Origin of the sequence: Paenibacillus sp. LjRoot153 (assembly GCF_964253085.1) — a bacterium.
In the GTDB taxonomy this organism is placed as follows: Bacteria; Bacillota; Bacilli; order Paenibacillales; family NBRC-103111; genus Paenibacillus_E.
This window is the reverse complement of the sequence record NZ_CAXUQH020000002.1, coordinates 13,121-36,695: the sequence shown is the minus strand read 5'-3', so window position 1 is coordinate 36,695 and position 23,575 is coordinate 13,121. Positions and strand designations below refer to the sequence as shown.

Below are 23,575 nucleotides of genomic sequence, written 5' to 3'. Positions count from 1 at the left end.
ACTTTCTACCTTTTCCTCTAGGTAACCCCATAGCATTACCCCTTAAACTTAAACAGTACCTTAGAACAGTACTTAAGTATCTACTAGGTAGTACCTTATTGCGGATATGATACAGGTAAAACAGCCCGAAGGAGACGGATAATGCAAGATAATCGAAACCCAAATAAGGATATAATAAATTCTATTGTGTATCAAATCAGGATTAAGGGACATCTTGGTTCTGGGTGGACCGACTGGTTCGGGGGTCTCACCATCCTGCTTGAAAATGAAGGTGATACGATATTAACAGGTCCGCTCGATCAGGCTGCGTTGCACGGAGTGTTAAGAACAATCCGTGATTTAGGAATGCCACTAATCTCGCTAAGTCGTGTTCAATCCGACTAGACACATGCTTCAGATCTTAGAAACTAAATTGGAGAGACTACACGAAAGCTTCATAGCAATCAATATGAATTAAGGGACTCAGTATAACGGATTGGATGAAAAAGACTTATGTACATTCAAAGAAATTGTATCATCAAATCTATTTATTAAAAGGAGATACACAAATGAATTACGTAGTAATAGAGTAATAATTGTTGGAGACAAACAAAAGAATAACAACAGGAAGAGAACTATAATTGAGGGTACAGTTTATACTTGCGACGTTTTTGTCGATAATATGACTTCTTTTATACGATTAATATGATTTCGATTTTCAGTTTGTTACAACTCTCTTCGGTGTAATTCGTTCACTTACAGCATGGGTAACTATTTTGGGGATGCCAGTAGATTCTAGTTTGAAAAGTATTACACAATCAAATCCGGTGCATAGAAGGTTATCCGGATTTGAGAGGTCGAAAACTTAGCACCAAAGACAATGAAATTTGTTAAGAGTGTTTGCGATAACTGTAACCGTCGGGGACTGTAGAATACGAAGTTTTACAGTGCCCCATGGTATGGCTCTCCGCTCAAATCACTTAATGTTAAAAGAAATCCGATATTCGGAATGTGAGGGGCGAATAAGTTGCAATTATTTTCCGTATTTCAGCCTATAGTGGACTTAAACAATAATATTACAGTGGGTTATGAGGCACTATTAAGAGGACCTCACGAACCTAGTCATATTTTTAAAAAGGCAAGGTTTGAGGGGGATGAGTTGTTGCTAGACAAACTCGCTCGTAACATTGCCTTTAAATCGTATTCAAATCAGGAAGTCTTATTTGTCAACAGCCTTCCAAAGTCTTTTGTGAACGGACTCGATATAAACCTTTCAGCCTATCCCCACTTACGACCAGAGAGAATTGTCCTTGAGATTGTCGAAGGCAAAATTTCAGACATATCGAAAGTACAGGAAACCATTAAGCGATTACGAGGTGAAGGGTTTCTTATTGCAATAGATGACTTTGGCATGGAGTACTCTTGTCTGTCACTGATTGAAAGATTAGTTCCTGATATAATCAAGTTGGATCGCTCGCTTGTGCAAAGTACGAATTTAATGAGCAAAAATTTGTTGTCGGGTATTAAAAAACTTTGTGATGAGGTCAATGTAACAGTAATTGCTGAAGGAATAGAAACCGATGAGCATAAAAATAAAGTGCTAGACAGCGGGATTATTTTTGGCCAAGGATGGCTCTGCGGAAGACCAATGCCACTGCCCGAACAACAAACTCAACAAAGCAACGACATTTCACTTGGTTTAATAAGAAAGCAATCTGTGGTACCTGCGGGCAGCTCAACTCAACGTGTATTCCGTTGAAAAATGTTAAAATCTTAGATCGACTTGTGCTTTTGAAAGTAATGTTAAATAAAGCTTACTGCTCAATGGCACTTTTTATTGCGTCACAGCGCAAAAAATTTTCGTTTTTCTAAGTGGTCAATTGGTGTATTATTTATAATTATTTCGAACTGCAATTTACGTTCTCACGATGTCAATACTCGATCTATTTAATGCTTATCTAGTACATTTTTTTATTTATTACCGTACTTTTGATTAGATTTTTAATGCGATTGCGATAAAGAAAAAAGAACTCTTAGCACTAATGCTTAAATAATTAGACGTATTACTTAAAAATAGTACTTGATGTTGTAGTGCGTCTCAAAGGAGAGACATTTTCTATCATTCTCTTGTTATTGCTGAAAGAATCTTGCACAGAGAGTTAATATTACCACTACGATCGGTATAGCATAATTAAATCAAAATAATAGTGGAAATATGTTAGAAGAAGTGGATGTATCCCTGTAAATGGAAAAATTATGTGCTAGAAATTTGGTTTGTTCAAACAGCATAGCAGTTTCATTAAATATAAATCAAACTATAGTTCAATTAAATATCTGTAGAAGGCTATCGACAGAAATGAATCGGTAGCCTTTTACGATAATAGGCTAAATAGGTCAATTGATACAATGTAAGTGTTTTCTTTCTTATTATGGGGAGTATTACTTTTTGGGTGGAGTTTGATAATTGTTGAAAATGTTAGCTAGGATGTTATTTCTCTATGATTGCACTTAGACTCCTTTTCGCTTAAACAGTAACAAGTAATATTCGTTCAAAAATATCCGTACACTCCAAAGATTATCCAACTGGGGAAAACTGTAATATAAAGACGAATTCCACCTCTTCGTTATGAAGGATAATTCAAATATAGAACGAATTTGGACTGACTAAGTGACTATTTTAATTAGTGACTACTTTAGATGTCAAAACGCTAGTAGAGATTTGAGTGAGAGTTATTTAGATCAGTGTGATGTGGTTAAGTGCTTATGCCGAGTACATATATTTTGAAGATAGACAGAATGCTAGTCATAATGCCGGTCAATTGACCACGAAGAAACTACCGATATTTCCTTTTGATAAAGTTCGATAAATAAAAGGAGAGAAACTAAATATGCAAATTTTAGCCACTAAACTATATGTCCCCCTGCCGCGAACTAAAGTTGTCCTCCGACCGCGCCTGATCGAGCGGTTAAACGAGGGTCTGGACCGTAAGCTGACCCTCATCTCTGCCTCCGCTGGCTTTGGCAAGACTACGCTGGTCAGCGAATGGATCGCCAATTGTGAGCGACCTGTCGCATGGCTGTCGCTGGACGAAGGGGATGATGACTCTACACGGTTCCTAGCGCACCTTGTCGCTGCTTTACAGACGATTGCAGAGAATATTGGAGAAGGCGTAATTGGTGCGCTCAAATCCCCGCAGCCACCGTCAACCGAATCGATTCTGACGATCCTTCTCAATGAAATCTCAACCATTCCGCACAAGTTCGTCTTCGTCCTTGACGACTACCATGTTATTAATGCCAAACGGATAGACAATGCGCTCATCTTCCTGCTCGAGCATCTCCCACCACAGATGCACTTGGTTATCGCCACCCGTGAGAATCCACAACTCCCCCTGGCTAGACTACGCGTCCGGGACCAATTGACCGAGCTACGCGCTGCGGACATGCGGTTTACAGCTTTCGAAGCCGCTGGTTTTTTCAACCAAGTGATGGGTCTCAATCTCTCTTCGGAAGACATAGCGTTACTTGAAACCCGCACGGAAGGATGGATTGCCGGCTTACAATTAGCTGCGATTTCACTGAAGGGACACAGTGACACTACCAACTTCATCAGATCCTTCACCGGTAGCCACCATTTTGTGCTGGACTATCTGATTGAAGAAGTCCTACAGAAGCAATCGGAGCAAGTTCAGACTTTCTTGCTCCGAACATCTATTCTTGACCGCTTATGCGGTCCACTTGTAAATGCTGTTCTAAGTAATTTTGGTTTCGGACAAGAAACCCTGGAATATCTCGAACAAGCTAACCTGTTCATTGTCACCTTGGACAACGAACGGCGTTGGTTCCGATATCACCATCTCTTCGCTGATTTACTGCGTCAGCGCCTGCAACAGAGCACCGCCTTTTCTACAGGGGAAACGGGGAGTAGCATAGCTGAATTACATATTCGTGCTAGCGTTTGGTACGAAGAAAATGGGCTGGAGATTGAAGCTTTTAAACATGCTGCTGCAGCCAATGATGTTGGGCGCACTGCGCGCTTGATGGCAGGAGGGGGAGTGCCTCTGCACTTTCGAGGGGCTGCGGCCCCTGTACTGAAATGGCTAGATTCACTACCGACTAAAGTTTTGGATGCGACGCCCTCGTTGTGGGTGATGTTTGCTTCGGCGTTATTGGTTACCAGCCAATTAGTTAACGTCGAACAGAAACTACTTGGTGCTGAAGCAGCCATGCAAGGCGCCGAGTTAGACGACAAAACCAAAGATCTTGTAGGTCAAATTGCCGTCATGAGAGCTACAGTGGCTGTCACTCAGCACCAAGTTGAAACCATCATTGTCCAGTCACGTCGCGCCTTGGAGAATCTGCACCCCGCTAACTTGCCTTACCGCTCTTCTGCTACTTGGTCGCTGGGTTATGCCTGCTATCTACAAGGAGACCGCGCCGCAGCATACCAAGCCTATACCGAAGCTATAACTATGAGCCAATCGATTGGACATAACCTCATTACGCTACTGGCTACTATAGGCTTGGGCAACATACAGGAAGCAGACAACCAGCTCGATCTGGGAGCCCAGACCTACGGCCGCGTCCTGCAACTGGCAGGTGATCCGCCGAATCCGATTTCCTGCGAAGCGCATCTTGGTCTTGCCCGTATTTGCTACAAATGGAACGACTTAGATGCTGCTTTACAGCACTGTGAACGGAGCGTTCAACTAGCAAAGCAATTAGATATGGACAGAATTGTTGCCTGTGAGTTAGTTCTCGCCCGCCTGAGACGTATCCAGGGAGATGTGGCAGGAGCAGCTGCTATTCTTGCTAAGGCCAGTCAGTTAGTACGCCAGCATAATTTTGTGAAACGAATACCTGAGGTTGCTGCTGCACAAGTGCTTACATTATTACATCAGGGCAACTTGGCTGACGCTGATCATTTGGCTCATGCGCACGAAATTCCCATTAGCCAAACTAGGGTACACTTGGCCTTAGGAGATACGTCTGCAGCTCTGGCTGTGTTGAGACCCTTGCGCGAGCATGTTGAGGCCAAGGGCTGGGAGGATGAACGGCTCAAGGTTATTGTTCTACAGTCGGTTGTTCTATATGTGCATGGCGAGAAGGACGAGGCTGTTCAACTGCTGCTCACAGCGCTAGCGCTGGCTGAGCCGAGTAACTTCATCCGTATCTTCATTGATGAAGGTAGAGAAATGGTAGGGCTATTATCTGAAGTGGCTTCTCAAGGGATCATGACCGACTATATAGGTAAGCTACTTGCTGTCTTCGTTGCTGAGGAGCAGGAGAGCGAAGACAAGCCCGATCCGAGCCCAACTGCACATGTTCAGCCCCCTATCGAACCTTTGAGTGAGCGCGAGTTATTAGTACTACAGCTTATTACCAAAGGATTCTCGAATCGTGAGATTAGCGAGCAGCTTTTCCTCGCGCTAGACACGGTAAAAGGGTACAATCGCAGGATTTATGGCAAACTGCAAGTTCGAAGGCGCACTGAAGCTGTGGCTTATGCCCGAGAGATGGGATTGCTTTAAATCGTCATTATTCCTAGCATTCTTTCATTCAATAATTAAAAACAACAACTCCAACCAACCCTTTGGACTGTGAACCGTAAGGTGAATGCTGAACGAATACCCTTACGCTTAAGAGGTGGCTCCTGAATTCATAAGGAGTCATCTTTTTTAATGTCCACTGCTGTCGCTCAGTATTCACTCGATGTATTTTTCAACTAGTCTCATAACTCTGCAATTGTCTCGTAATTATGGATGGTATTCCAATTCGTCTTTCATTTTGCGCATCGTTTCCCTGGGGCATTATCTGGCAGTTGCCTACCTAGACATCAATTGAAGAATGCCAGCATCTGCAACTCGCTGGTTAAAACTCGGATGTGTATAGTGTACCGCTTGATCCAGGTGCAAGATGGCCTCCGGATGAATATTATCATCTAGCCATTCGAGAAGGATGTTTAGCGTCCGTTGTACCAACGAAGTCAAAAGATGGTGTGCAAGGTTTTAGGAGTGTGGCATGTCCTGCATACTGGATAAGTATTCCCCTTAGCTAGAGATGCTCTCCAACTTCCCCTTCAATAATTAAAAACAACACCTCCACTTAACACTAAAGTGTCTATACGTCAATGTCGTATTATAGATAAGATACTTGTAGATCGATCGAGTCGCACAGACAGCTAATCAGGCCCACAAAGGAGAGGAAAATATCATTATTCAAAACACTAATACGGATGCAATAGATTCTATCGTGTATCAAATCAGGGTCAAGGGACATCTTGGTCCTGGGTGGAGCGACTGGTTCGGGGGGCTTACCATCCTGCTTGAAGATAACGGTGATACGCTATTAATGGGTTCTGTCGATCAGGCTGCGTTGCATGGAGTGTTAAGAAAAGTACATGATTTAGGAATGCTACTAATCTCACTAAGTCGTGTTCAATCCGACTAGGCATTAATGGTACTGAAAACACAAACCAGATCATCCTGGGAGATGAAGTTAAATTATTATCGTTACAGCTATTGGAACTGCGATTAAGCTGTTTCCATTATTAAAATAGCACAATTGAATGTATAGCTCTAGTGCATGTTTGCTTCTGGTTTATTGGCGCAGTTGTCACTACGGATAGATCAACGACACTTATGGGTATCCCAATGTCTCGGTAGAAGTAAATGTATCTCCTGTATATGGGAAAAAACTATAGGATCCTTAAAAATCGAACCAAGTATGGCATAGCCATTGACGGTGGAGGTGGCCGTACTTGTACTGTCGCTAATATCACTAAAGACGGGGGGGGGGAGTAAGAACATGGTCAAAATTCATGAACAGGGTGTATATGATATGCTAAATAGAATTCCTGTTGCATTTTTTGCGGTAGATATGACATGGAAATTTACATATACAAACACTGAGGCAACAAGACTCTTGTTCCGTAGTCAGGAAGACCTTGTTGGCAAGTGTCTGTGGGACGAGTTTCCTCAGGCACTTCATTTAGTATTTTATGATCTATACCTTTTGGCAATGCGTGAGCAAGTGACAATTGAATTTAATGCGTACTTCCCTCCATTAGGAACATGGTTTGATGTAAAGGCTTATCCCTCACCACATGGCCTTTCTGTATACTTTCAAGATATTACAGAAAAAAAACGGGCATCTATACAAAAAGATCAACACTACAAATCACTTTTTACAAATAATCCTGATGCCGTATTTTCTCTAGATTTAGATGGAAATTACCTAAGTGTTAATCCTGCTGGCGAACAATTAATAGGATATAGGGAAGATGAGTTGCGACAGATGTCGTTTATCTCATTAATTACTTCAGGCTACTTAGATATGCCATTGAGATCTTTTACAGAAGCAACAAGGGGGGGTTCTCAGCATTATGAAACAAAGATTATACATAAAAATGGTCATATCATTGATGTTAAGGTAACCAATATGCCGATTATTGTTAACCAAGAAGTTGTGGGTGTATATGTCGTGGCCCGAGATATATCAAAAGAAAATAAAAACGAAAAAAAGTTGTTCGAAACTGAAAAGCTTACCGCTGTAGGACAACTAGCAGCTTCAATCGCACATGAAATAAGAAATCCGCTTACTTCTCTCAAGGGGTTCTTACAGCTGATCCAAACAATCATGCCAGAGGTTAAGAAGGAGTACTTTGAAATTATGATGGATGAGCTGGCAAGAATTGATATGATCTCAAGTGAACTGCTTATATTAGCGAAGCCTCAAGCAAATGAGTTGCGTTATGGAAACGTCGGGAAAATTATTAACGATGTTGCACTGCAACTTAGATCGCAAGCATTAATAAATAAAGTTGAGATTAAAACATTTAACCTAGAGTCATTGCCTCAGATCCAATGCATAGGGGCTCAAGTGAAACAAGTATTTATTAATTTGATTAAAAACGCAATTGAGGCGATGCCTGGAGGTGGGGCGATAAGAGTTGTTGGAAAACAGTCTAACTTAAATCTGATAATGATACAGGTTATAGATGAAGGATGTGGAATTCCCAAGGCGTTTCTTAACCAAATAGGGAATCCCTTTTATACGACAAAAGAGAAGGGAACTGGTCTGGGGATGATGGTAACGCAAAAAATAATTCATGCTCACGGCGGGAACATGGATATTTCCAGTGTAGAAGGTAAAGGCACAACTATAGATATTTACTTACCTGTTGTTCCACCTCTCCTTTAAGAATGATACTCCAGATATAGAACGAATTTGGACTGACAAAGTGACAATTTTAGTTAGTGGCTACTTTCAGATAACATTAAACTAACTGAAAATGCTAGTGGTTTTGAGTAAGAGAAAGCAGATAGAGTAAACCTTTTCAAAAGGACGCTATATGAAGCGGATAAAGCTCAACAATATTTGTATTGCAATAGTGTTTACTTAACTCAAGTGATTCAACAGCAGTTGTTCATCAATATACTGAATTACATTACTTGTGCAATGGCGAATGTACTTGCTATCATCAAATAATTTACTAAGCATCACGCCTCCTTCAATTACAGCAATGAGATAAATACAAATCTCTTCAGGATTTATAGCTTCTTTAAATTCTTTATTTTCGATACCCTCAACAATGATCAAGGTTAATTTTTCAATAAAAATTTTCATAGCACTTTGAGCCCGTTCTTTAAGGAAAGGATGTCCATCGTCGCTTTCAATTGCAGTATTTAATATCGGACATCCTCCTTCTAAAGAGTTGTTTTCAATGATTTCAATATATACCTTACAAATTGCTAATAGTCTTTCTTTTGAATTCTTGGCATTCTCTAATGCTTTGGAAAAGAAACCTAGAATTTGTGAAAAAGAATAATCAAAAGCTGCAAGAGCAAGTTCATCTTTGCTTTCAAAGTGATTGTATATTCCACCTTTGCGTATTCCACATCGATCGATGATTTCAGACAGGGAGGCTCCTGTATATCCCTTTGTATTAAATAAACCGGCCGACTCACGAATGATATGTTCTTTAGTCATCTGACCCTTACGCATGATAAAATCTCCCTTCAAAAAAAACCGTTTGGTCTTAAAATATCATACAACTACTTGAAAAACAAATAATAAATTCAAAAGAAAAAAGTATTGCAGAATGTGTAACATTATGTTAACTTAAAAACGGACCGAACGGTCGGTATTTAAAAAAGAGAGGATTTGTTGATTATGCAAAAAAAATCTATTATAGTTCGCGGAAAAAATACGTTTTATTTGGATTACGGCAAGTTTGATGCTCCAGTAGTACTTTTTTTACATGGTTTCCCTGAATCTTCATTGCTTTGGAAAGAAGCAGCCCAAGCCGTTATGGAGGCTGGCTACAGAGCAATCGCGCCTGATCTTCCCGGTTTTGGACAAAGTGAAGCCTTTAATGAACCGTCTACGTGGGAGCGTTATGTGGAATTTATAAGTGATTTTACTGCTGAGCTTTTCATTGAGCAATTTCACCTTGTCACCCATGACTGGGGAGTCTTAATCGGAACCAAGTGGGCGTGTACATATCCCGAGCGTGTACAAAGTTTAATCATTTCGGATGCCACTTTTAGCCCTGATTTTGAATGGCATAAGGACGCATTGACTATTCGCTCTCTTGTCGGAGGGGAACAATTTGTAGCGTATCTGCAAAACAAACCGGTTTTTGAAGGTTTTATGAAAAAATCAGTCCCTCACGTATCTCAAGCGATTATTGATGATTTTTATAACCTATTCTCTGATCCCAAGAAGGATAAAGTTACACTAGAGTTATATCGCTCAGGAGATATGAACAAGCTTGAAATGTATCGTGGGCGATTAGCTGAACTTCTTTCGATGCCGATAACCATCATATTCGGGGAGCATGATACTTATATACTTCCGGAACTCGGACTGAAGTTAAAGCAAGAGGAGCTTCACCAGGCTTCTTATCACATCATTCCGGGAGTAGGTCACTTCACCCCCTTGGAAACTCCAACAGAGTTTATTGCACTTCTTATCCAACATTTAAACCAAATCTAACGATACAAGGTGCTTTTATGAGTATTGAAGAAATATTAAGTAATTTAACTATCCTAGAAACAGAGCGTCTGATACTAAGACAAATAACATTAGATGATATTGAAGATATGAATGCATATTGCTCTAATGACGAGGTGTCTAAATACGGTTCTTGGAATGCTCACAAATCATTATCAGATACAAAAGAGTGTGTTGAACTTATTCTAAGCAATTACGAAAATAAGAAAGTGGTTCTTTGGGGAATACAATATAAAGAAAACGGAAAATTAATTGGAACGATTGAATATGTATTGTGGGATCCAAAACATAAAGTTGCTGAACTCGGATATGTTATTTCTCAGAATTACTGGGGCATTGGCATTGCAACAGAAGCGGTAAATGAAGTTATTAAATTCGGTTTTAACAATATGGATTTAGTTCGTATTCAAGCTAGATGCTTTGTAGAAAATACCCGTTCAGCACGAGTAATGGAAAAAGCGGGAATGTCATTTGAGGGGATAATTAGAAAAGCCATGTTTGCAAAGAGTAGACATCATGATTTAAAAATGTACTCTATACTAAGGGACACAGGATTATGACCAACAGCATGTCGCGGTCTTTGTATCCGCATTTGTAATCAAACCAAATTTAGACAATCTGATTATTGTCAATAAAACATTAGCACGCTCTGTGTGAAGCAAGACAAAAGCTGGGGACTACATCAAATACTTACCTAATGTAAACTAGAGTTGAATAGTTGCAGCGGCAGTCTAGGACTTTGATTTCGCGTCCTAGTCATGCCACTGTTGGTATAAAACTTATTTATGAAACCCTAATCGTACTATAGAATTTAGAATTCAGTTTACTTGGATCGAGTGATCTGGCCGAGAAGTTTCCACGAATAATTGTTAATCAAGAAAACGAATCGGATGAAAACAATGATCCCAATACATGAAGTAAAGATAAATACTGCACCGAAAGGCTCATTGTTTTGAAACGTATGAGGCAAAATTTTAAAAGCATTGGCGGATCGAAAGAGATTGCAAAACATGTATGAGTAAACACAGCGGGGAAAACGTGCGTTTGCGATATATGTGAAATCATTGGCACCTGGAGCTATCACCAGATCAATAGTGCTGTAGTGAACGGATTTCTTCAGAAGAGCAGCGCTTCATTTTTAGACCAGTCGCTCTTATATTTTCTTAGAATGTAAATTAATTTTTTTGATGTATGTATCAATATAATTTGATGAAGGAGTGGTTGTTCATGATATTTCACGATATCAATCCACAACTGATGTATGTAAAACAGCAATGTAAACATGTAATCATAGTGAAAGAGGCTCAAGATCAGGTAGAAAACAATTTAGCCTTAGCCTCTAAAACTTCGAAAAGTTAAGCTGGATTAACAAAATTTAAAGTGTTAGATGTACATTTTCTTGCTCCAAAAAATGAGTAAGTTTGCGTCTTTCGAAGATAGATAATGACTTAAATGGATGATAATCATAAAGAAAGAATACTAAAGTAACATCTGAGTCTATAACTGTTTTCTTGTCGTGTGACTTAATTAGGACGTTTGATTCTATTTTTTCACCACGGATGATTATGTTGATAGGATGGCTAAAGCCTGGGATTATCGTCTTTCAAAATGCATACTTTTAAACTATTGGAAATAGAAGCTGGGGCTAGGGGGTTAAAGACAGACAATAGTCCTACGCGGAATTTATTTCAATTGTTTCAAAAAAGATGGTGGTCATTAATTATGGAAGGAATACGAGTGGTTTAAGAATTCTAGGTGTTTTATTACACATATACCAATTAACGAAGCTTTTCTCATGAGAGGATGACTTTTTTGTTTTGAAACCATCAAAATTAAAGGAGGGGAGAAAGCTGCTAGAATTAACCACTTACTTATTTTATCGGTATAAGGAATCAGACTGGATCTCATTAAATAGTCGGCATATAAAGCGTAAGCAGTCGACATGGTTGATTTTTTTATGAGCATCAGGAATTGAATGTCTGACAAGGCATTCAATTCCTGATGCTCATATGGCACCCATAGGCGGAGGAAAATTTATTGGTCTGCTTTAAAATGACGTTAGAACAAAAACAATATTTTGATATTTAAGCGGCTGCACTTCCTGGGAAGATAGCTGTGATCGGAAATATGCTGAGAGTGAAGCAAGAACCTATCTTTCCTAAGGAGTAGTAACCTCCGACATTGCATAAGGCCCGTAGCGTATATCCATCGCATGATTCCATAATCCAAGCTGGTGTTTAGTAAAATAAGTAAACAGGATAACCCATCTTTAATATGGACTATATACTGTTTGATGGACACTCTTATATAGTTAGCTTATGTTTTTATTCGGTATGGGAATGAATGTCGATACATTTATCCCCAGAGTCTTTAACCATTTTTATAAAAATGAAACCTATATTAGCTATAACAAATCATCAATCCCAGCTGCTTTTTTAAGTCGTCCTTAAACCTGCTAGAAGAAGGGGGCTCTGAGCGATGTCTGTTGAAACCGAAGATAAAATCAAAAGTCTAGCATACAATTTACATGGTTACATTGATTCCCTTGAAATGCAAAGACGTCTATATAAACGGACGTTAATTATAGTTGCCATTTCGCAAATTTTCGGCGGTGCAGGACTTGCTGCAGGGGTTACTGTCGGAGCACTCCTTGCCCAGGATATGTTGGGAACGGACAACTTTGCAGGAATACCTACTGCGTTGTTCACTCTTGGCTCTGCTGCGGCTGCACTGTTTGTTGGGCGACTCTCCCAGCGTTTCGGACGCCGCTTAGGGCTCGCGACAGGTTTCCTGATTGGAGGCATTGGCTCGATCGGTATAGTCATTGCAGCTGTAGCCGACAATATTCTACTTCTATTTGCTACACTACTTATCTATGGTGCAGGTAATGCTACAAACTTACAAGCCCGATATGCAGGTACAGACCTGGCAAAGCCTACACAGCGGGGAACTGCTGTCAGTATTGCAATGGTTTCAACTACCGTCGGTGCCATTGCGGGTCCGAATACGGTTGATGTCATGGGCCGATTTGCTATGTTACACGGTATCCCATCTCTAGCAGGTCCTTTCATTTTAGCTGCCGCAGCCTTCATTCTTGCAGGTGGTGTGTTATTGGTTTTACTCCGTCCAGACCCACTCGTTACTGCGAATGCAATCGCCAAAGGGCAGAAATCGGATCAGAGCGCCACCGCTGACAAAAAGAATATAAAAGCATTCAATAACAGTAGAATCATTGTTGGGGCTACAGTAATGATTGTAACCCAAATCGTAATGACCTCGATTATGACAATGACGCCTATACATTTGAAGAACCACGGACATGGTTTAGGTGAGGTAGGACTAGTAATTGGCATTCATATCGGCGCAATGTACCTCCCATCCCTCGTGACCGGTATTCTGGTTGACAAGATCGGGCGAATCGCAATGTCGTTTGCTACTGGAGCCATTCTACTTACTGCTGGCATTGTTGCGGCTGTTGCGACTACTGATTCCACGCTAGCACTCATAATTGCTCTTGCGCTGCTAGGTCTTGGTTGGAACTTTGGTTTTATTAGTGGGACAGCTCTCATCGTGGATGCGACTCATCCAGCCACTCGTGCAAAGACGCAAGGAACTGTTGATGTGTTGATTGCTTTGGCTGGGGCATCGGGTGGAGCACTTTCTGGCATTCTTGTCGCACATTCTAGTTATGCATTGCTCTCACTTGGCGGAGGCATCCTTTCACTATTACTGATACCAGTCGTCATCTGGTCTGGCAGCAAACGAAATCGAAAAATTGTGATGTCTTAAAATATGAATAAGTAATGGAACAAAAAAATAGCTATTTGAACATATTAGTCGTGAATAATATGCCAAATAGCTTTTTATATTGTTTGGCTTGTGGCGATAAGTAAACTGGTTGATCTATCTATAATATGGACTATGTACAATTTAATTAATGCGCTTATATATTAAGCCTAAGTAAATTTAACCAAGAAAAATAATGATAAAGGATAAAAAGAATTTTGTCGGGGGACATGAAAATGAGGAATACATGGAATGAAAGTATTCGTATTTGGTTGGATAACAACAGTGAGAACATGCTAGGTCTCGTGCAGGATTTGGTGAGATTTAACACAGTGAATGAAGTGACACACGGTTCGGAAAAAGAGAGCCAATTGTTTCTTGCTCAGTATTTACGCGATATGGGAATGAATGTCGATATATTTTCTCCAGAGGATGTACCTCATTTTCGTGAACATGAAGCATATTTCCCTGGAAAGGACTATAGGGACAGACCGAATGTCGTTGCTGTAATGAAAGGAATAGGCGGCGGGAATTCGCTTATGTTTTCAAGTCACATCGATACAACTGTCGCTGCTCCTGGCTGGGATCGTGACCCTTGGACCCCGGAAGTAAAGGAAGGTAGACTATATGGTCTGGGCACCTTTGATATGAAGGGCGGTCTAGCTGCATCCGTCATGGCGGTCCGTTGTATTCGTGAGCTTGGGATTCAACTGCAAGGTGATTTATGGGTGGAATCTGTTGTGGATGAAGAATTTGGCGGCGCGAACGGAACCTTAGCCAGCAGACTCAAGGGTTATAATCCGGATGCGGCGATTATTCCTGAACCAACCAATATGGCAGTATGCCCAGGTACGAGAGGCGGAGCATTGTGGCGTGTCACATTTAAGGGAAACACAGGCATGTCCTTCAGCGGGGAGAAAATTATTAATCCCGCATTGATTGCGGCTAAGTTCATAGTCTTTTTGGAAGCTTATGAAATTACAGCAAGAGGCAAAGCAGGTCCACAGCCTTGGTTTGAAGATGATCGTTCTCTTAGTGTAATCGTTACTCGACTTGAGGCAGGTGATATGTTCGCCCCATTATGTGACAGTGGTCCAACGGAATGTCATGTTGATATATGGGTTGAGTGTCATCCGCATATAACAGAGGAGCAATTGCAACAAGATCTGTTGGTGGGCTTCAGTCAGATGTACGCTAATCAATATTTAGAATGGCAAATGCCGCAATTTACCAAAATGATTCGCTTCCTGCCGGGATGTGATGTGGATGTGGACTTTCCTTTAATTGACATCATGGCACATAACGTGGAGAAAGTAACAGGGACTGCAGCAATTAAGGCAGGCGCACCTTTTGCCTGTGATGCTTTTATATTCAATCTGCACAGTACAACTCCCGCTATCATAATGGGACCATCTGGGGCGAATGCACATGCACCCGATGAATATATCGATATTCCACAATTCTTTCGCTTGATTGAAATATACGTGCATACAATTCTGGATTGGTGCGGCATTGTGGAGGAGGGAGGAAAAGATGAATAAGAAGATGAATAAGAAGGATCTGGATACGCCCTTTATTTTGATTGATTTGGAGAAGGTTGAAAAGAATATAGCGGATATGCAGCAATTTGTTAACCGTGCTGGAATTGCATTGCGGCCACACGTCAAAACCCATAAAATTCCTGAGTTGGCGATACAACAGATCGCAGCAGGAGCCATTGGTGTAACCGTGGCCAAAATCGGAGAGGCCGAGGTTATGGCTGCAGCAGGGATACAAAACATATTTATAGCTTATCCAATAGTAGGGGAGCAAAAGCTGAACAGATTGCGTCGCTTAGCAAAAACGGTTGATTTGACGATTGCGGTCGATAGTATGGTTGTTGCTCGCGAAGTTTCGTTTGCTTTACAGCAAGAACCTGGTATCTCCGTAGATGTACTTGTGGAAATGGATTGTGGCTTTGGACGTGTTGGCGTACCTGAAGGTCAGCCCGTCGTGGATTTGGCCAAACAGATTGCCCAGCTCCCTGGTCTTGTCTTTCGTGGCTTGATAACATTTGCGGGTCACTCTTATGACGCCAAGGATGTGTTTGAAGTTGAGAAGATTGCCATATCAGAAGGGACTGCAGCGCGTACAACCGCTCAATTACTTAGAAACAGCGGCTTGCGTGCAGATGTAATAAGCGCCGGTTCTACACCTACTTCGCGCTTCTCTGACCAAATGAACGGGATCACAGAAATTCGTCCAGGTACCTACATATTCGGTGATTTAATGCAAGTGAGCTTGGGGGCACTTGCTTTGGAAGATTGCGCATTGACCGTGAAAACAACAATTGTCAGCCGACCCTCCGCGGATCGAGCGGTTATTGATGCAGGTACGAAAGTATTCACGATGGACGGCGATGACTCTCCAATAGGAACTGGCAGAGGATATGTTTTGGGACATCCGGGCATCATCGTTTCCTGGTTTACAGAGGAGCACGGGATGTTGTATCTGCCGGAAGAAGAAAGGGATCTTGCAATCGGGCAAACCCTTGAGATCATCCCCGTACATTGCTGCGGTGTTATCAATATGTTTGATGAAGCAGCAGCAGTGCGTCAGGAAGAAGTGGAAGCCATTTGGAACATTCAGGGCAGAGGAAAAGTAAGGTAATTATCTCAAATTGAGGTGTTTTTATGTTAAAACGTTTCCCAGCGCCCATCGTTGTTCTTCGAGATCGGTTAAGCAGATTGGTTGATTATATGAAGGAGCATCAGCTTGATTTATGCTGTATAACAAACCCCGCTCATCAACTTTATTTGATTGACTGTGAGCTAAACTTTAGAGTGCAGCGGGTATTTCTTATCACTAAGGAAGGGGAGCTCATTCGTATCATGGCAAAGGATGAAAGTTACGATCATCCAGTTGAATTGAATATTGAGGTTAAAGAGTTTGTGAATTATGACCTGCATGAGTGGGCTGACGCTCATGATAATGCGTCAAGGCTTACACAACAAATCATTTCTGCCTTAAAGCCTAGGAAGATTGCAGTGGATTTCTCGTCTTTGGATATGACAAAGGCATTGGTAAACTCACAGGCAAGCGTAGATACCATAGATTTACGACCTTATTTACGAGAGATGCGGCTTCTCAAAGCATCCTATGAAATAGATAGAATAAAGTACGCAGGTGAAATCAATCAATATATGTATGACTATATCCGCCAGGAATTGACAGACGGCATCTCGGAGTTTGAATTATTTACCAAAATGAACGCCGCTATATGGCTAAAAACTGGTGAACCTATTCAGCTTTTTGGGAAATGTGATCTAGTTTCAGGCAGCAGGTCATTGAAAGCAGGCGGTCCGCCCACCTCCAAATACATCCATAACGGAGAAACTTTGATTTTAGATCTATTTCCAACCATTAACGGTTATCATGCGGATAATTGTCGTACTTTTGCTGTCGGGGAAAAAACACAACTACAGGTTAAAGTCCATGAAATCGTAAAGCAAGCTTTGACGCTTGCGGAAACCATGTTGCTGCCTGGCATAAAAGCAAGTGAGATTTATCACGAGGTTAGCAGAAAGCTCAAAGAAATTGGGAGGGGATATATACTTTTTCATCATGCTGGCCATGGCATTGGAATTGAAGATCAGGAAGCTCCTTTTTTAATTCCAGACAGCAGCCAACCTCTTATGGAAGGCATGGTTATCAGTGTGGAACCGGGAATTTATGCGGAGAATGTTGGAATCCGAATTGAGAATGCCTATTTGGTTACCAGATCGGGTCCCGTTAATTTAACGGCGTTTCGAGATGATCTTTAATGGGCAAAGGAGGAGTTGTTTCGTGCGAGTCCTTGATTTAAGCGGTCCTATTTACAATGGCATGTGGAGCTATGGAGCTCCATTACCTTACGTACGTGTAGAGCCGATTGCTAGTCTGGAAAAGGTTGGTTGGAGTGGTCATCTTCTTCAGTTGCATACACTTGCAGGTACATATCTGGAAACGGCAGATCATTTGTTTCCGGGGCGCGAAACGATAGCTGAAGTATCAATAGACCGCTTCATTAAGAAAGCATGGGTCGCCCAGCTTACGGATAAAGAGAAATGGGAAGAGATAACAGCTGATGAGTTGAATCGTGCTGTTGGTGCTGATTTCAAATCAGGTGATGCTCTGCTGATAGCCACCGGCTGGGATCAATTTTGGGGGCACGAAGATTTTGTGCAAGGCTGCCCTTTCTTTTTGCCGGAAGTTATGGAATGGATTGTAGAGAAGGATGTCGGTTTACTCGGCTTGGATATTCCTAGTGTGCAGGATCCAAGAATGGATGACAATGAATTGAACCGGTTGTTTTTTGCCAAGGATCGACTGTTGCTTGCTCCGCTGGTTGGTTTAAGGAATGTTGGAAAAGGACCCGGAACATTAATTGCACTGCCGTTGCCTATATCGGGTGTTTGCGGAACACCATGCAGAGCAGTTTATCTAGATGAGGTAATTACTAAATGATAGAAGGTAGGGAAGGTAATCAGTGAAAGCATTAGTTTATGAAGGTCCTCGCGATATGCAGATCAGGGAAGTTGACCTGCCTGCACCTAATGATGAAGAGGTATTGATTGAGGTTGCATTTTCAGGCATTTGCGGTTCAGAACTAAGTGGATATTTGGGTCATAATGCACTTCGCAAGCCCCCACAGATATTCGGACATGAATTTTCGGGAACGATCGTACAATTAAGCGAACAGCTGAAAGAAAGCTACTCGCTGAAACCCGGACAACGAGTAACGGCAAATCCACTAGTGTCCTGCGGACGCTGTATGCATTGCTTAAAGGGTCAACAGCAACTATGCACAAGTCGTAAATTATTAAGTGCATCACTGCCGGGAAGCAACGCAGCCTATGTGAAAGTGCCTGCCTCTTGCGTATATCCGCTTCAGGATCATATCACTTTTCAGCAAGGCGCGTTGACTGAGCCGATTGCTTGCAGTGTCCGCGTAGCAGAATTATCGGCGGCTAAGCCGGGAGATCAAGTATTGATAATGGGAATGGGCCCATTCGGTTTGTTTGTACTGCAAGCACTGCGGGTTCATGGAGTCAAAGATATTATTGCCGTTGATTTGCATCGGGAAAGGTTACAAATGGCCGAAGCACTTGGAGCAATAACTCTTCAAGCGACGGAGGTCGATATCACAAGTGGGATACAATCCCTTACAAACGGATTAGGTGTTCAGGTGGCAATCGATGCCGTAGGATCGGCTCAAACACGTCGTCAATGCATGGATAGCACCGCACCTGGCGGTAAGGTTGTATTTACTGGACTACATGAACCAGAGTCACTGCTGCAGGTAAATTCGTTAATTCGGAGTGAAATCACATGCATTGGATCATTTGCCTATTCGTCCGTCAATTTTCAGACTGCATTGAAGTGGCTTTATGCGGGGTATTTTGATTTGAGTGATTGGATTGTCGAAGCACCGCTTGAAGAAGGCGCCGAGTGGTTTGACAAGTTATTGGGCAACCCGGGAAAAGTGGCGAAAGTACTGTTATATCCATAAATTGAAGATAAAAGATGGGGGAGTAAAAATGAGAGAAGTTGTGGAGACTTTAAACGCATCAAAGGGTGACGGCCCTTATTCTCAAGCTGTAACATCTGGAGGCTTTCTCTATATTTCCGGTCAAGGTCCACTGGATCCGCAAACAGGGGAGATTCTCGGAACTGAGATTGAAGAGCAAACCCTATCTACTATGAAGAACATTCTCCATATTTTGAACGCTGCTCATTGCACCTCTGATCATGTAGTTAAAGTGACGGTCATTCTATCAGATATGAGACTTTTCGAGCGATTTAATACGATTTATAAAACGTTTTTTGAATATCCTTATCCAGCAAGAACTTGTTTTTCCGGAGGCTTGGGCGATATTTTGGTTGAGATTGATATTATTGCTCAGCTACCTTAGAAAAGTTATCATTCTTATTTTATTTGTGCATGTGTTTTTATTTAAAGAGGGGGGAGTAATGGAGAATGAGTAAAATCGAGAAGCTTGCACTATTGGGAGGAAGTAAAGCGGTAACTGGAAATCCGGGAAATATGTTTACATGGCCGATCATAACAGCGGAAGATGAAGAAGCCGCGCTCGGGGTACTGAGAAGGGGGGCAATGTCTGGTACAGAGATTACACGCCAATTTGAAGATGACATCACCAAGTGGCTGGATGTGAAGCATGCACTTGCTTTTAACAACGGTACTGCATCGCTACAAGCTGCCATGTATGGTTGTGGACTTGGTGTTGGTGATGAAATCATAGGTCCGAGCATCACTTACTGGGCATCTGCCTTGCAGGCATTTTCACTAGGAGCAACAGTCGTTTTTGCCGATATCGATCCGGTCACGCTTTGTCTGGATTCGAAGGATATCGAGCACCGGATCAGCGAACGAACAAAAGCCATTATGGTCGTCCACTATCTTGGTTATCCCGCAGACATGGATGCAATTATGGCAATAGCTCAAAAACATCGTATTAAAGTTATTGAAGATGTTTCCCATGCCCATGGTGGACTATATAAAGGACGTAAGTTGGGGACCATCGGTCACGTAGGGGCAATGTCGCTAATGGCGGGCAAGGCTTTGGCTGTTGGCGAAGGTGGTATGTTGGTCACTAATGATAGATTGATCTATGAAAGGGCACTCGTTCTTGGGCATTATGAGCGATTTGACAAAGAAATAGAGAGTCCCGATTTATTGCCATACAAGGGTCTTCCAATGGGAGGCTATAAGTACCGGATGCATCAGATCAGTTCAGCAGTTGGGCGCGTGCAGCTTAAGCATTACGATGAAAGGCATGAAGAAATTAGCCGGTCCATGAATTATTTTTGGGATCTCCTCGAGGATGTAAGTGGCATCAGAGCGCATAGACCGGAGAAAGGCTCTGACATTTATATGGGCGGCTGGTATGCCGCACATGGGCATTATAAGGCTGAAGAGCTTGGAGGATTGTCTATTTCCCGTTTCTGTGAAGCTGTTCGGGCGGAAGGTGTGGAAGAATGCAGTCCAGGCTGCAATCGTCCGCTACATCTTCACCCTTTATTACAAGACGCCGACGTGTATGGACACGGTGTACCGACCAGAATCGCGAACGCAGCTAGAGACATTAGAGAGCTTGACGATTTATTGCCAATAAGTGAAGGAATTGCAGATAAAGTATTCAGCATTCCATGGTTCAAGCATTTTAGACCGGATGTTATACAAGAATATGCCAATGCCTTTCGTAAGGTTGCGGGGAATTATAGGGAGCTGCTAGCAGGAGATCAAGGAAATTCAATGGAATTGGGAGATTGGAGTTTGTATAAAAAAAGGGGATAGCTAGTAAATTAAAAAGAAATGATCGCCTAAAAAGTTCCATTTTATTTGATGATATAGAAGGGTTAACTCAGCTCGTTGTCGAATAGGTCGAATAGCATGTAATCTCAGTAAGAGGTGGGATGAGATTTGAACATGTTGCGAAAGGCTAACCGTAGAAAAAGTATATTTATTACAAACCTCATTTCTTATATCGCAATTCTTCTTTTTCCAGTGGCTATCGGGGGCTATTTGTACCAACGGGTTGAGACGATTATGATAGATAATGCAAACCGTACAAACATGGGGCTTCTGGAGCAAATCAAGCTTGTTGCGGAGAATCGTTTTAAAGAAGTAGATACGATGACCCTCCAGATCGCATTCAATCCTAAGCTTCAGTGGGCGTTAAGCAATTTTGAGAACGATTATACCAAAAATCAGTTTGATTTAATCGACATTATGAAGGACTTTAGAAACGTCAATAAAGTAAGCAACTTCGTAAGTGATTTTTTGGTGTATTTCAAAAATACAGACACGGTACTGACACCGTCTGGAAAGTCTGATTCTTCATTCTATTTTAGAAAAATGCTTGTATACAATGAAAAAAGCAGCGACTGGGCTGTAAACGAAATGTTTACAGGTAATCATTTCAAAACATATTTACCGCTTACCACGATCAAAGAAGGGGAACGGATTAGCAATGTTATTACTTACGTCCAATCATTACCGCTTGGAGAAGAGGTGAATGTGAAGGGCTATTTGGTGGTTTTAATTAACGAACAGGAATTCGATCGTTTAATCAAACAGGTTGAGAAAGTAAACTACAGTTCCATCTATATCATAGACGACCGTCAACAAATCATTATGTCTACCGCTAAAAATCAAATCTTAAACACCGATTTAATGGCTAAGATGGGTAACGAAAATGGTTCAGATCATACTTTCAATCAAAATGGACAAGAGATGATGCTCTCTTACACAACAGGACAGAACGGGTGGAAGTACGTCTCTGTGGTGCCAAGGCAAATCGTGCTGGAGCAGGTCCTAACTGTGAAAAATATGGCTGTAACGCTGCTTTTGTTGATTTTGGCTGCAGGTATTGTTGCTTGTTATATTATGGCCTATCGGAATTACACGCCGATTCGTGATGTAGTGAGAACGATTATGCAGGATAATATTCATAAACGGGAGGACGCTGATAACGAGTTTGATTACATAAAGCAGTCGATTGTTCGCTCATTGGGTGAAAATAACCAGATGAAGCAAACGTTGACCCAGCATGCTCCGGTAATTCAAGCCAATTTCCTGTCCAGACTCATCAAGGGGCATGTTGAAACAACAGCTTTAAGTGATGATTCATTTAAATTTATGGGTGTTTATTTCGAGCACGACTATTTTAGCGTAATGATCATCGAAATTGAGGATTGCCGTGAGTTCATTATGAAAGATACGGAGCAGGAATGGGCGCATGTGAGGTTTGTATTGTCCAATTTGAGCAGTGATTTGTTGGGAAGGCAAGGATATATCGTAGAGATGGATCGCAGCCGATTGGCGATTCTGCAAAACAGCTGTACGCTTGATGAGTCTACCTATGTGGAGAGAGCAACGTTAATTGAAAAACTGCAAAAAGTGTCGTCCCAACGTTTTAAATTGAAAATTTCGATTGCTGTCAGCCAGTTTCATCAGGGTGTAGAGAATATTGGGAGATGCTACCGTGAGGCATTAATTGCACTGGATTATCGCATGATTAAAGGCTCTAATGCGGTAATTTATCACGAAGACATTACGGACCTTGAAACGCATTTTTATCACTACCCTCTAGAAGATGAAGTACAGCTGATGAATTATGCTAAAAGCGGCGATTATGCGAATGCCGAAAGGCTACTGGAACAAATTTATCAAGCTAACTTTCAATCAAACGGAATTTCACCGGAAATGGGGAAGTTCTTATTCATTGATCTGCTCAGCACGATCGTTAAAGTAATAAATGGTTTGCAAATCACGGACAAGAGGCAATTTGAAAGCTCTGTTGATCCGGCTAAGGTCATTGCAGATTGTCCAACAGCTGAAGAAATGATTGATAAGACGAAGGAATTGTACCGGATTATTTGTAAATTCACTAAAGAAGAAAAGACCGAACACGGCGAGAGGTTATATTACAGGATACGCCAGTATATCGACGATCATTATTATGACAACAACATGAGTTTAACCTCTATGGCCGATCATTTCCAAATCAGTTTACAATACCTTTCGACATTCTTTAAAAAACATAGCGGTGAAAATATTACAGACTACATCGCTAGTGTCCGGATTCGGGAGGCCAAAAAGTTGTTAGCTGATCCAAAGGCGACTATGGGTGATATCGCTTTAAAAATCGGCTATGCAAACGCGGTCAGCTTTATTCGTTTTTTCAAAAAAGTGGAAGGGGTGCCTCCTGGGAAGTATCGAGAAATGCTGGATCGTTAACTATAATTGAGG

19 protein-coding genes are annotated in these 23,575 nt (G+C 41.6%); 16 read left to right on the top strand and 3 right to left on the bottom strand.

What is annotated here, in order from left to right; all coding sequences use genetic code 11:
- The first annotated feature begins 141 nt into the window (after positions 1–141).
- Positions 142–384, top strand: a complete 243-nt coding sequence (locus ACSQ8P_RS35555) for a hypothetical protein (protein ID WP_436239706.1) — start codon at positions 142–144, stop codon at positions 382–384.
- A 622-nt stretch (positions 385–1,006) separates the two neighbouring features.
- The gene (locus ACSQ8P_RS35550; RefSeq protein ID WP_436239705.1) at positions 1,007–1,738 is read left to right on the top strand and encodes an EAL domain-containing protein; all 732 of its coding nucleotides are present in this window, start codon (positions 1,007–1,009) and stop codon (positions 1,736–1,738) included.
- A gap of 1,483 nt (positions 1,739–3,221) precedes the next feature.
- Here ACSQ8P_RS35550 and ACSQ8P_RS35545 read toward each other — a convergent pair.
- On the bottom strand, positions 3,222–3,365 hold the full coding sequence (locus tag ACSQ8P_RS35545) for a hypothetical protein (protein ID WP_436239704.1): 144 nt from the start codon (positions 3,363–3,365) through the stop codon (positions 3,222–3,224).
- A gap of 252 nt (positions 3,366–3,617) precedes the next feature.
- Between ACSQ8P_RS35545 and ACSQ8P_RS35540 the strand changes: the two genes are divergently transcribed.
- Positions 3,618–5,510 carry a LuxR C-terminal-related transcriptional regulator gene (locus tag ACSQ8P_RS35540; RefSeq protein WP_436239703.1) on the top strand — a complete coding sequence of 631 codons (1,893 nt, stop codon included), beginning with the start codon at positions 3,618–3,620 and terminating at the stop codon, positions 5,508–5,510.
- A 28-nt stretch (positions 5,511–5,538) separates the two neighbouring features.
- Here ACSQ8P_RS35540 and ACSQ8P_RS35535 read toward each other — a convergent pair whose 3' ends face one another.
- Entirely contained in the window at positions 5,539–5,688 is a 150-nt protein-coding gene (locus ACSQ8P_RS35535) for an IS3 family transposase (protein WP_436239702.1), read from the bottom strand.
- Positions 5,689–6,231: 543 nt separating this feature from the next.
- On the opposite strand from ACSQ8P_RS35535, the gene ACSQ8P_RS35530 reads away from it, so the two are divergent.
- The gene (locus ACSQ8P_RS35530; RefSeq protein WP_436239701.1) at positions 6,232–6,429 is read left to right on the top strand and encodes a hypothetical protein; all 198 of its coding nucleotides are present in this window, start codon (positions 6,232–6,234) and stop codon (positions 6,427–6,429) included.
- 357 nt (positions 6,430–6,786) lie between these two features.
- Complete coding sequence (locus ACSQ8P_RS35525) at positions 6,787–8,181, top strand: PAS domain S-box protein (RefSeq protein ID WP_436239700.1); 1,395 nt, start codon at positions 6,787–6,789, stop codon at positions 8,179–8,181.
- A 198-nt stretch (positions 8,182–8,379) separates the two neighbouring features.
- On the opposite strand, the gene ACSQ8P_RS35520 is transcribed toward ACSQ8P_RS35525, so the two are convergent.
- Positions 8,380–8,985 carry a TetR/AcrR family transcriptional regulator gene (locus ACSQ8P_RS35520; protein ID WP_436239699.1) on the bottom strand — a complete coding sequence of 202 codons (606 nt, stop codon included), beginning with the start codon at positions 8,983–8,985 and terminating at the stop codon, positions 8,380–8,382.
- A 168-nt stretch (positions 8,986–9,153) separates the two neighbouring features.
- Between ACSQ8P_RS35520 and ACSQ8P_RS35515 the strand changes: the two genes are divergently transcribed.
- From ACSQ8P_RS35515 to ACSQ8P_RS35465, 11 genes are all read left to right on the top strand, one after another.
- Positions 9,154–9,978, top strand: a complete 825-nt coding sequence (locus ACSQ8P_RS35515; RefSeq protein WP_436239698.1) for an alpha/beta fold hydrolase — start codon at positions 9,154–9,156, stop codon at positions 9,976–9,978.
- Positions 9,979–9,995: 17 nt separating this feature from the next.
- Positions 9,996–10,556, top strand: a complete 561-nt coding sequence (locus tag ACSQ8P_RS35510) for a GNAT family N-acetyltransferase (protein WP_436239697.1) — start codon at positions 9,996–9,998, stop codon at positions 10,554–10,556.
- A 1,918-nt stretch (positions 10,557–12,474) separates the two neighbouring features.
- Positions 12,475–13,785: an MFS transporter gene (locus tag ACSQ8P_RS35505; protein ID WP_436239696.1), complete on the top strand. Its 1,311-nt coding sequence runs from the start codon at positions 12,475–12,477 to the stop codon at positions 13,783–13,785.
- Between the two features lie 233 nt (positions 13,786–14,018).
- The gene (locus ACSQ8P_RS35500; protein ID WP_436239695.1) at positions 14,019–15,323 is read left to right on the top strand and encodes a M20/M25/M40 family metallo-hydrolase; all 1,305 of its coding nucleotides are present in this window, start codon (positions 14,019–14,021) and stop codon (positions 15,321–15,323) included.
- Positions 15,316–16,431: an alanine racemase gene (locus ACSQ8P_RS35495; RefSeq protein WP_436239694.1), complete on the top strand. Its 1,116-nt coding sequence runs from the start codon at positions 15,316–15,318 to the stop codon at positions 16,429–16,431. Before ACSQ8P_RS35500 ends, ACSQ8P_RS35495 begins: the two co-directional genes overlap by 8 nt.
- A gap of 23 nt (positions 16,432–16,454) precedes the next feature.
- Entirely contained in the window at positions 16,455–17,585 is a 1,131-nt protein-coding gene (locus ACSQ8P_RS35490) for a M24 family metallopeptidase (RefSeq protein ID WP_436239693.1), read from the top strand.
- A gap of 22 nt (positions 17,586–17,607) precedes the next feature.
- Positions 17,608–18,267: a cyclase family protein gene (locus ACSQ8P_RS35485; RefSeq protein WP_436239692.1), complete on the top strand. Its 660-nt coding sequence runs from the start codon at positions 17,608–17,610 to the stop codon at positions 18,265–18,267.
- 22 nt (positions 18,268–18,289) lie between these two features.
- Positions 18,290–19,312: a galactitol-1-phosphate 5-dehydrogenase gene (locus ACSQ8P_RS35480; protein WP_436239691.1), complete on the top strand. Its 1,023-nt coding sequence runs from the start codon at positions 18,290–18,292 to the stop codon at positions 19,310–19,312.
- Between the two features lies 1 nt (position 19,313).
- Positions 19,314–19,715, top strand: coding sequence for a Rid family detoxifying hydrolase (locus tag ACSQ8P_RS35475; protein ID WP_436239690.1), 402 nt, complete (start codon positions 19,314–19,316; stop codon positions 19,713–19,715).
- Positions 19,716–19,780: 65 nt separating this feature from the next.
- Positions 19,781–21,118, top strand: a complete 1,338-nt coding sequence (locus ACSQ8P_RS35470; protein WP_436239689.1) for a DegT/DnrJ/EryC1/StrS family aminotransferase — start codon at positions 19,781–19,783, stop codon at positions 21,116–21,118.
- A 132-nt stretch (positions 21,119–21,250) separates the two neighbouring features.
- Positions 21,251–23,563: a helix-turn-helix domain-containing protein gene (locus ACSQ8P_RS35465; RefSeq protein ID WP_436239990.1), complete on the top strand. Its 2,313-nt coding sequence runs from the start codon at positions 21,251–21,253 to the stop codon at positions 23,561–23,563.
- The last annotated feature ends 12 nt before the right edge of the window (positions 23,564–23,575 follow it).

What these genes read in the sequence shown, in the direction of transcription:
- ACSQ8P_RS35515 (WP_436239698.1), top strand. Translation starts at nt 9,154, where the DNA reads ATGCAAAAAAAATCTATTATAGTTCGCGGAAAAAATACGTTTTATTTG.
- ACSQ8P_RS35495 (WP_436239694.1), top strand. Translation starts at nt 15,316, where the DNA reads ATGAATAAGAAGATGAATAAGAAGGATCTGGATACGCCCTTTATTTTG.
- ACSQ8P_RS35490 (WP_436239693.1), top strand. Translation starts at nt 16,455, where the DNA reads ATGTTAAAACGTTTCCCAGCGCCCATCGTTGTTCTTCGAGATCGGTTA.
- ACSQ8P_RS35465 (WP_436239990.1), top strand. Translation starts at nt 21,251, where the DNA reads ATGTTGCGAAAGGCTAACCGTAGAAAAAGTATATTTATTACAAACCTC.
- ACSQ8P_RS35520 (WP_436239699.1), bottom strand. Translation starts at nt 8,985, where the DNA reads ATGCGTAAGGGTCAGATGACTAAAGAACATATCATTCGTGAGTCGGCC.
- ACSQ8P_RS35525 (WP_436239700.1), top strand. Translation starts at nt 6,787, where the DNA reads ATGGTCAAAATTCATGAACAGGGTGTATATGATATGCTAAATAGAATT.
- ACSQ8P_RS35510 (WP_436239697.1), top strand. Translation starts at nt 9,996, where the DNA reads ATGAGTATTGAAGAAATATTAAGTAATTTAACTATCCTAGAAACAGAG.
- ACSQ8P_RS35505 (WP_436239696.1), top strand. Translation starts at nt 12,475, where the DNA reads ATGTCTGTTGAAACCGAAGATAAAATCAAAAGTCTAGCATACAATTTA.
- ACSQ8P_RS35500 (WP_436239695.1), top strand. Translation starts at nt 14,019, where the DNA reads ATGAGGAATACATGGAATGAAAGTATTCGTATTTGGTTGGATAACAAC.
- ACSQ8P_RS35470 (WP_436239689.1), top strand. Translation starts at nt 19,781, where the DNA reads ATGAGTAAAATCGAGAAGCTTGCACTATTGGGAGGAAGTAAAGCGGTA.
- ACSQ8P_RS35555 (WP_436239706.1), top strand. Translation starts at nt 142, where the DNA reads ATGCAAGATAATCGAAACCCAAATAAGGATATAATAAATTCTATTGTG.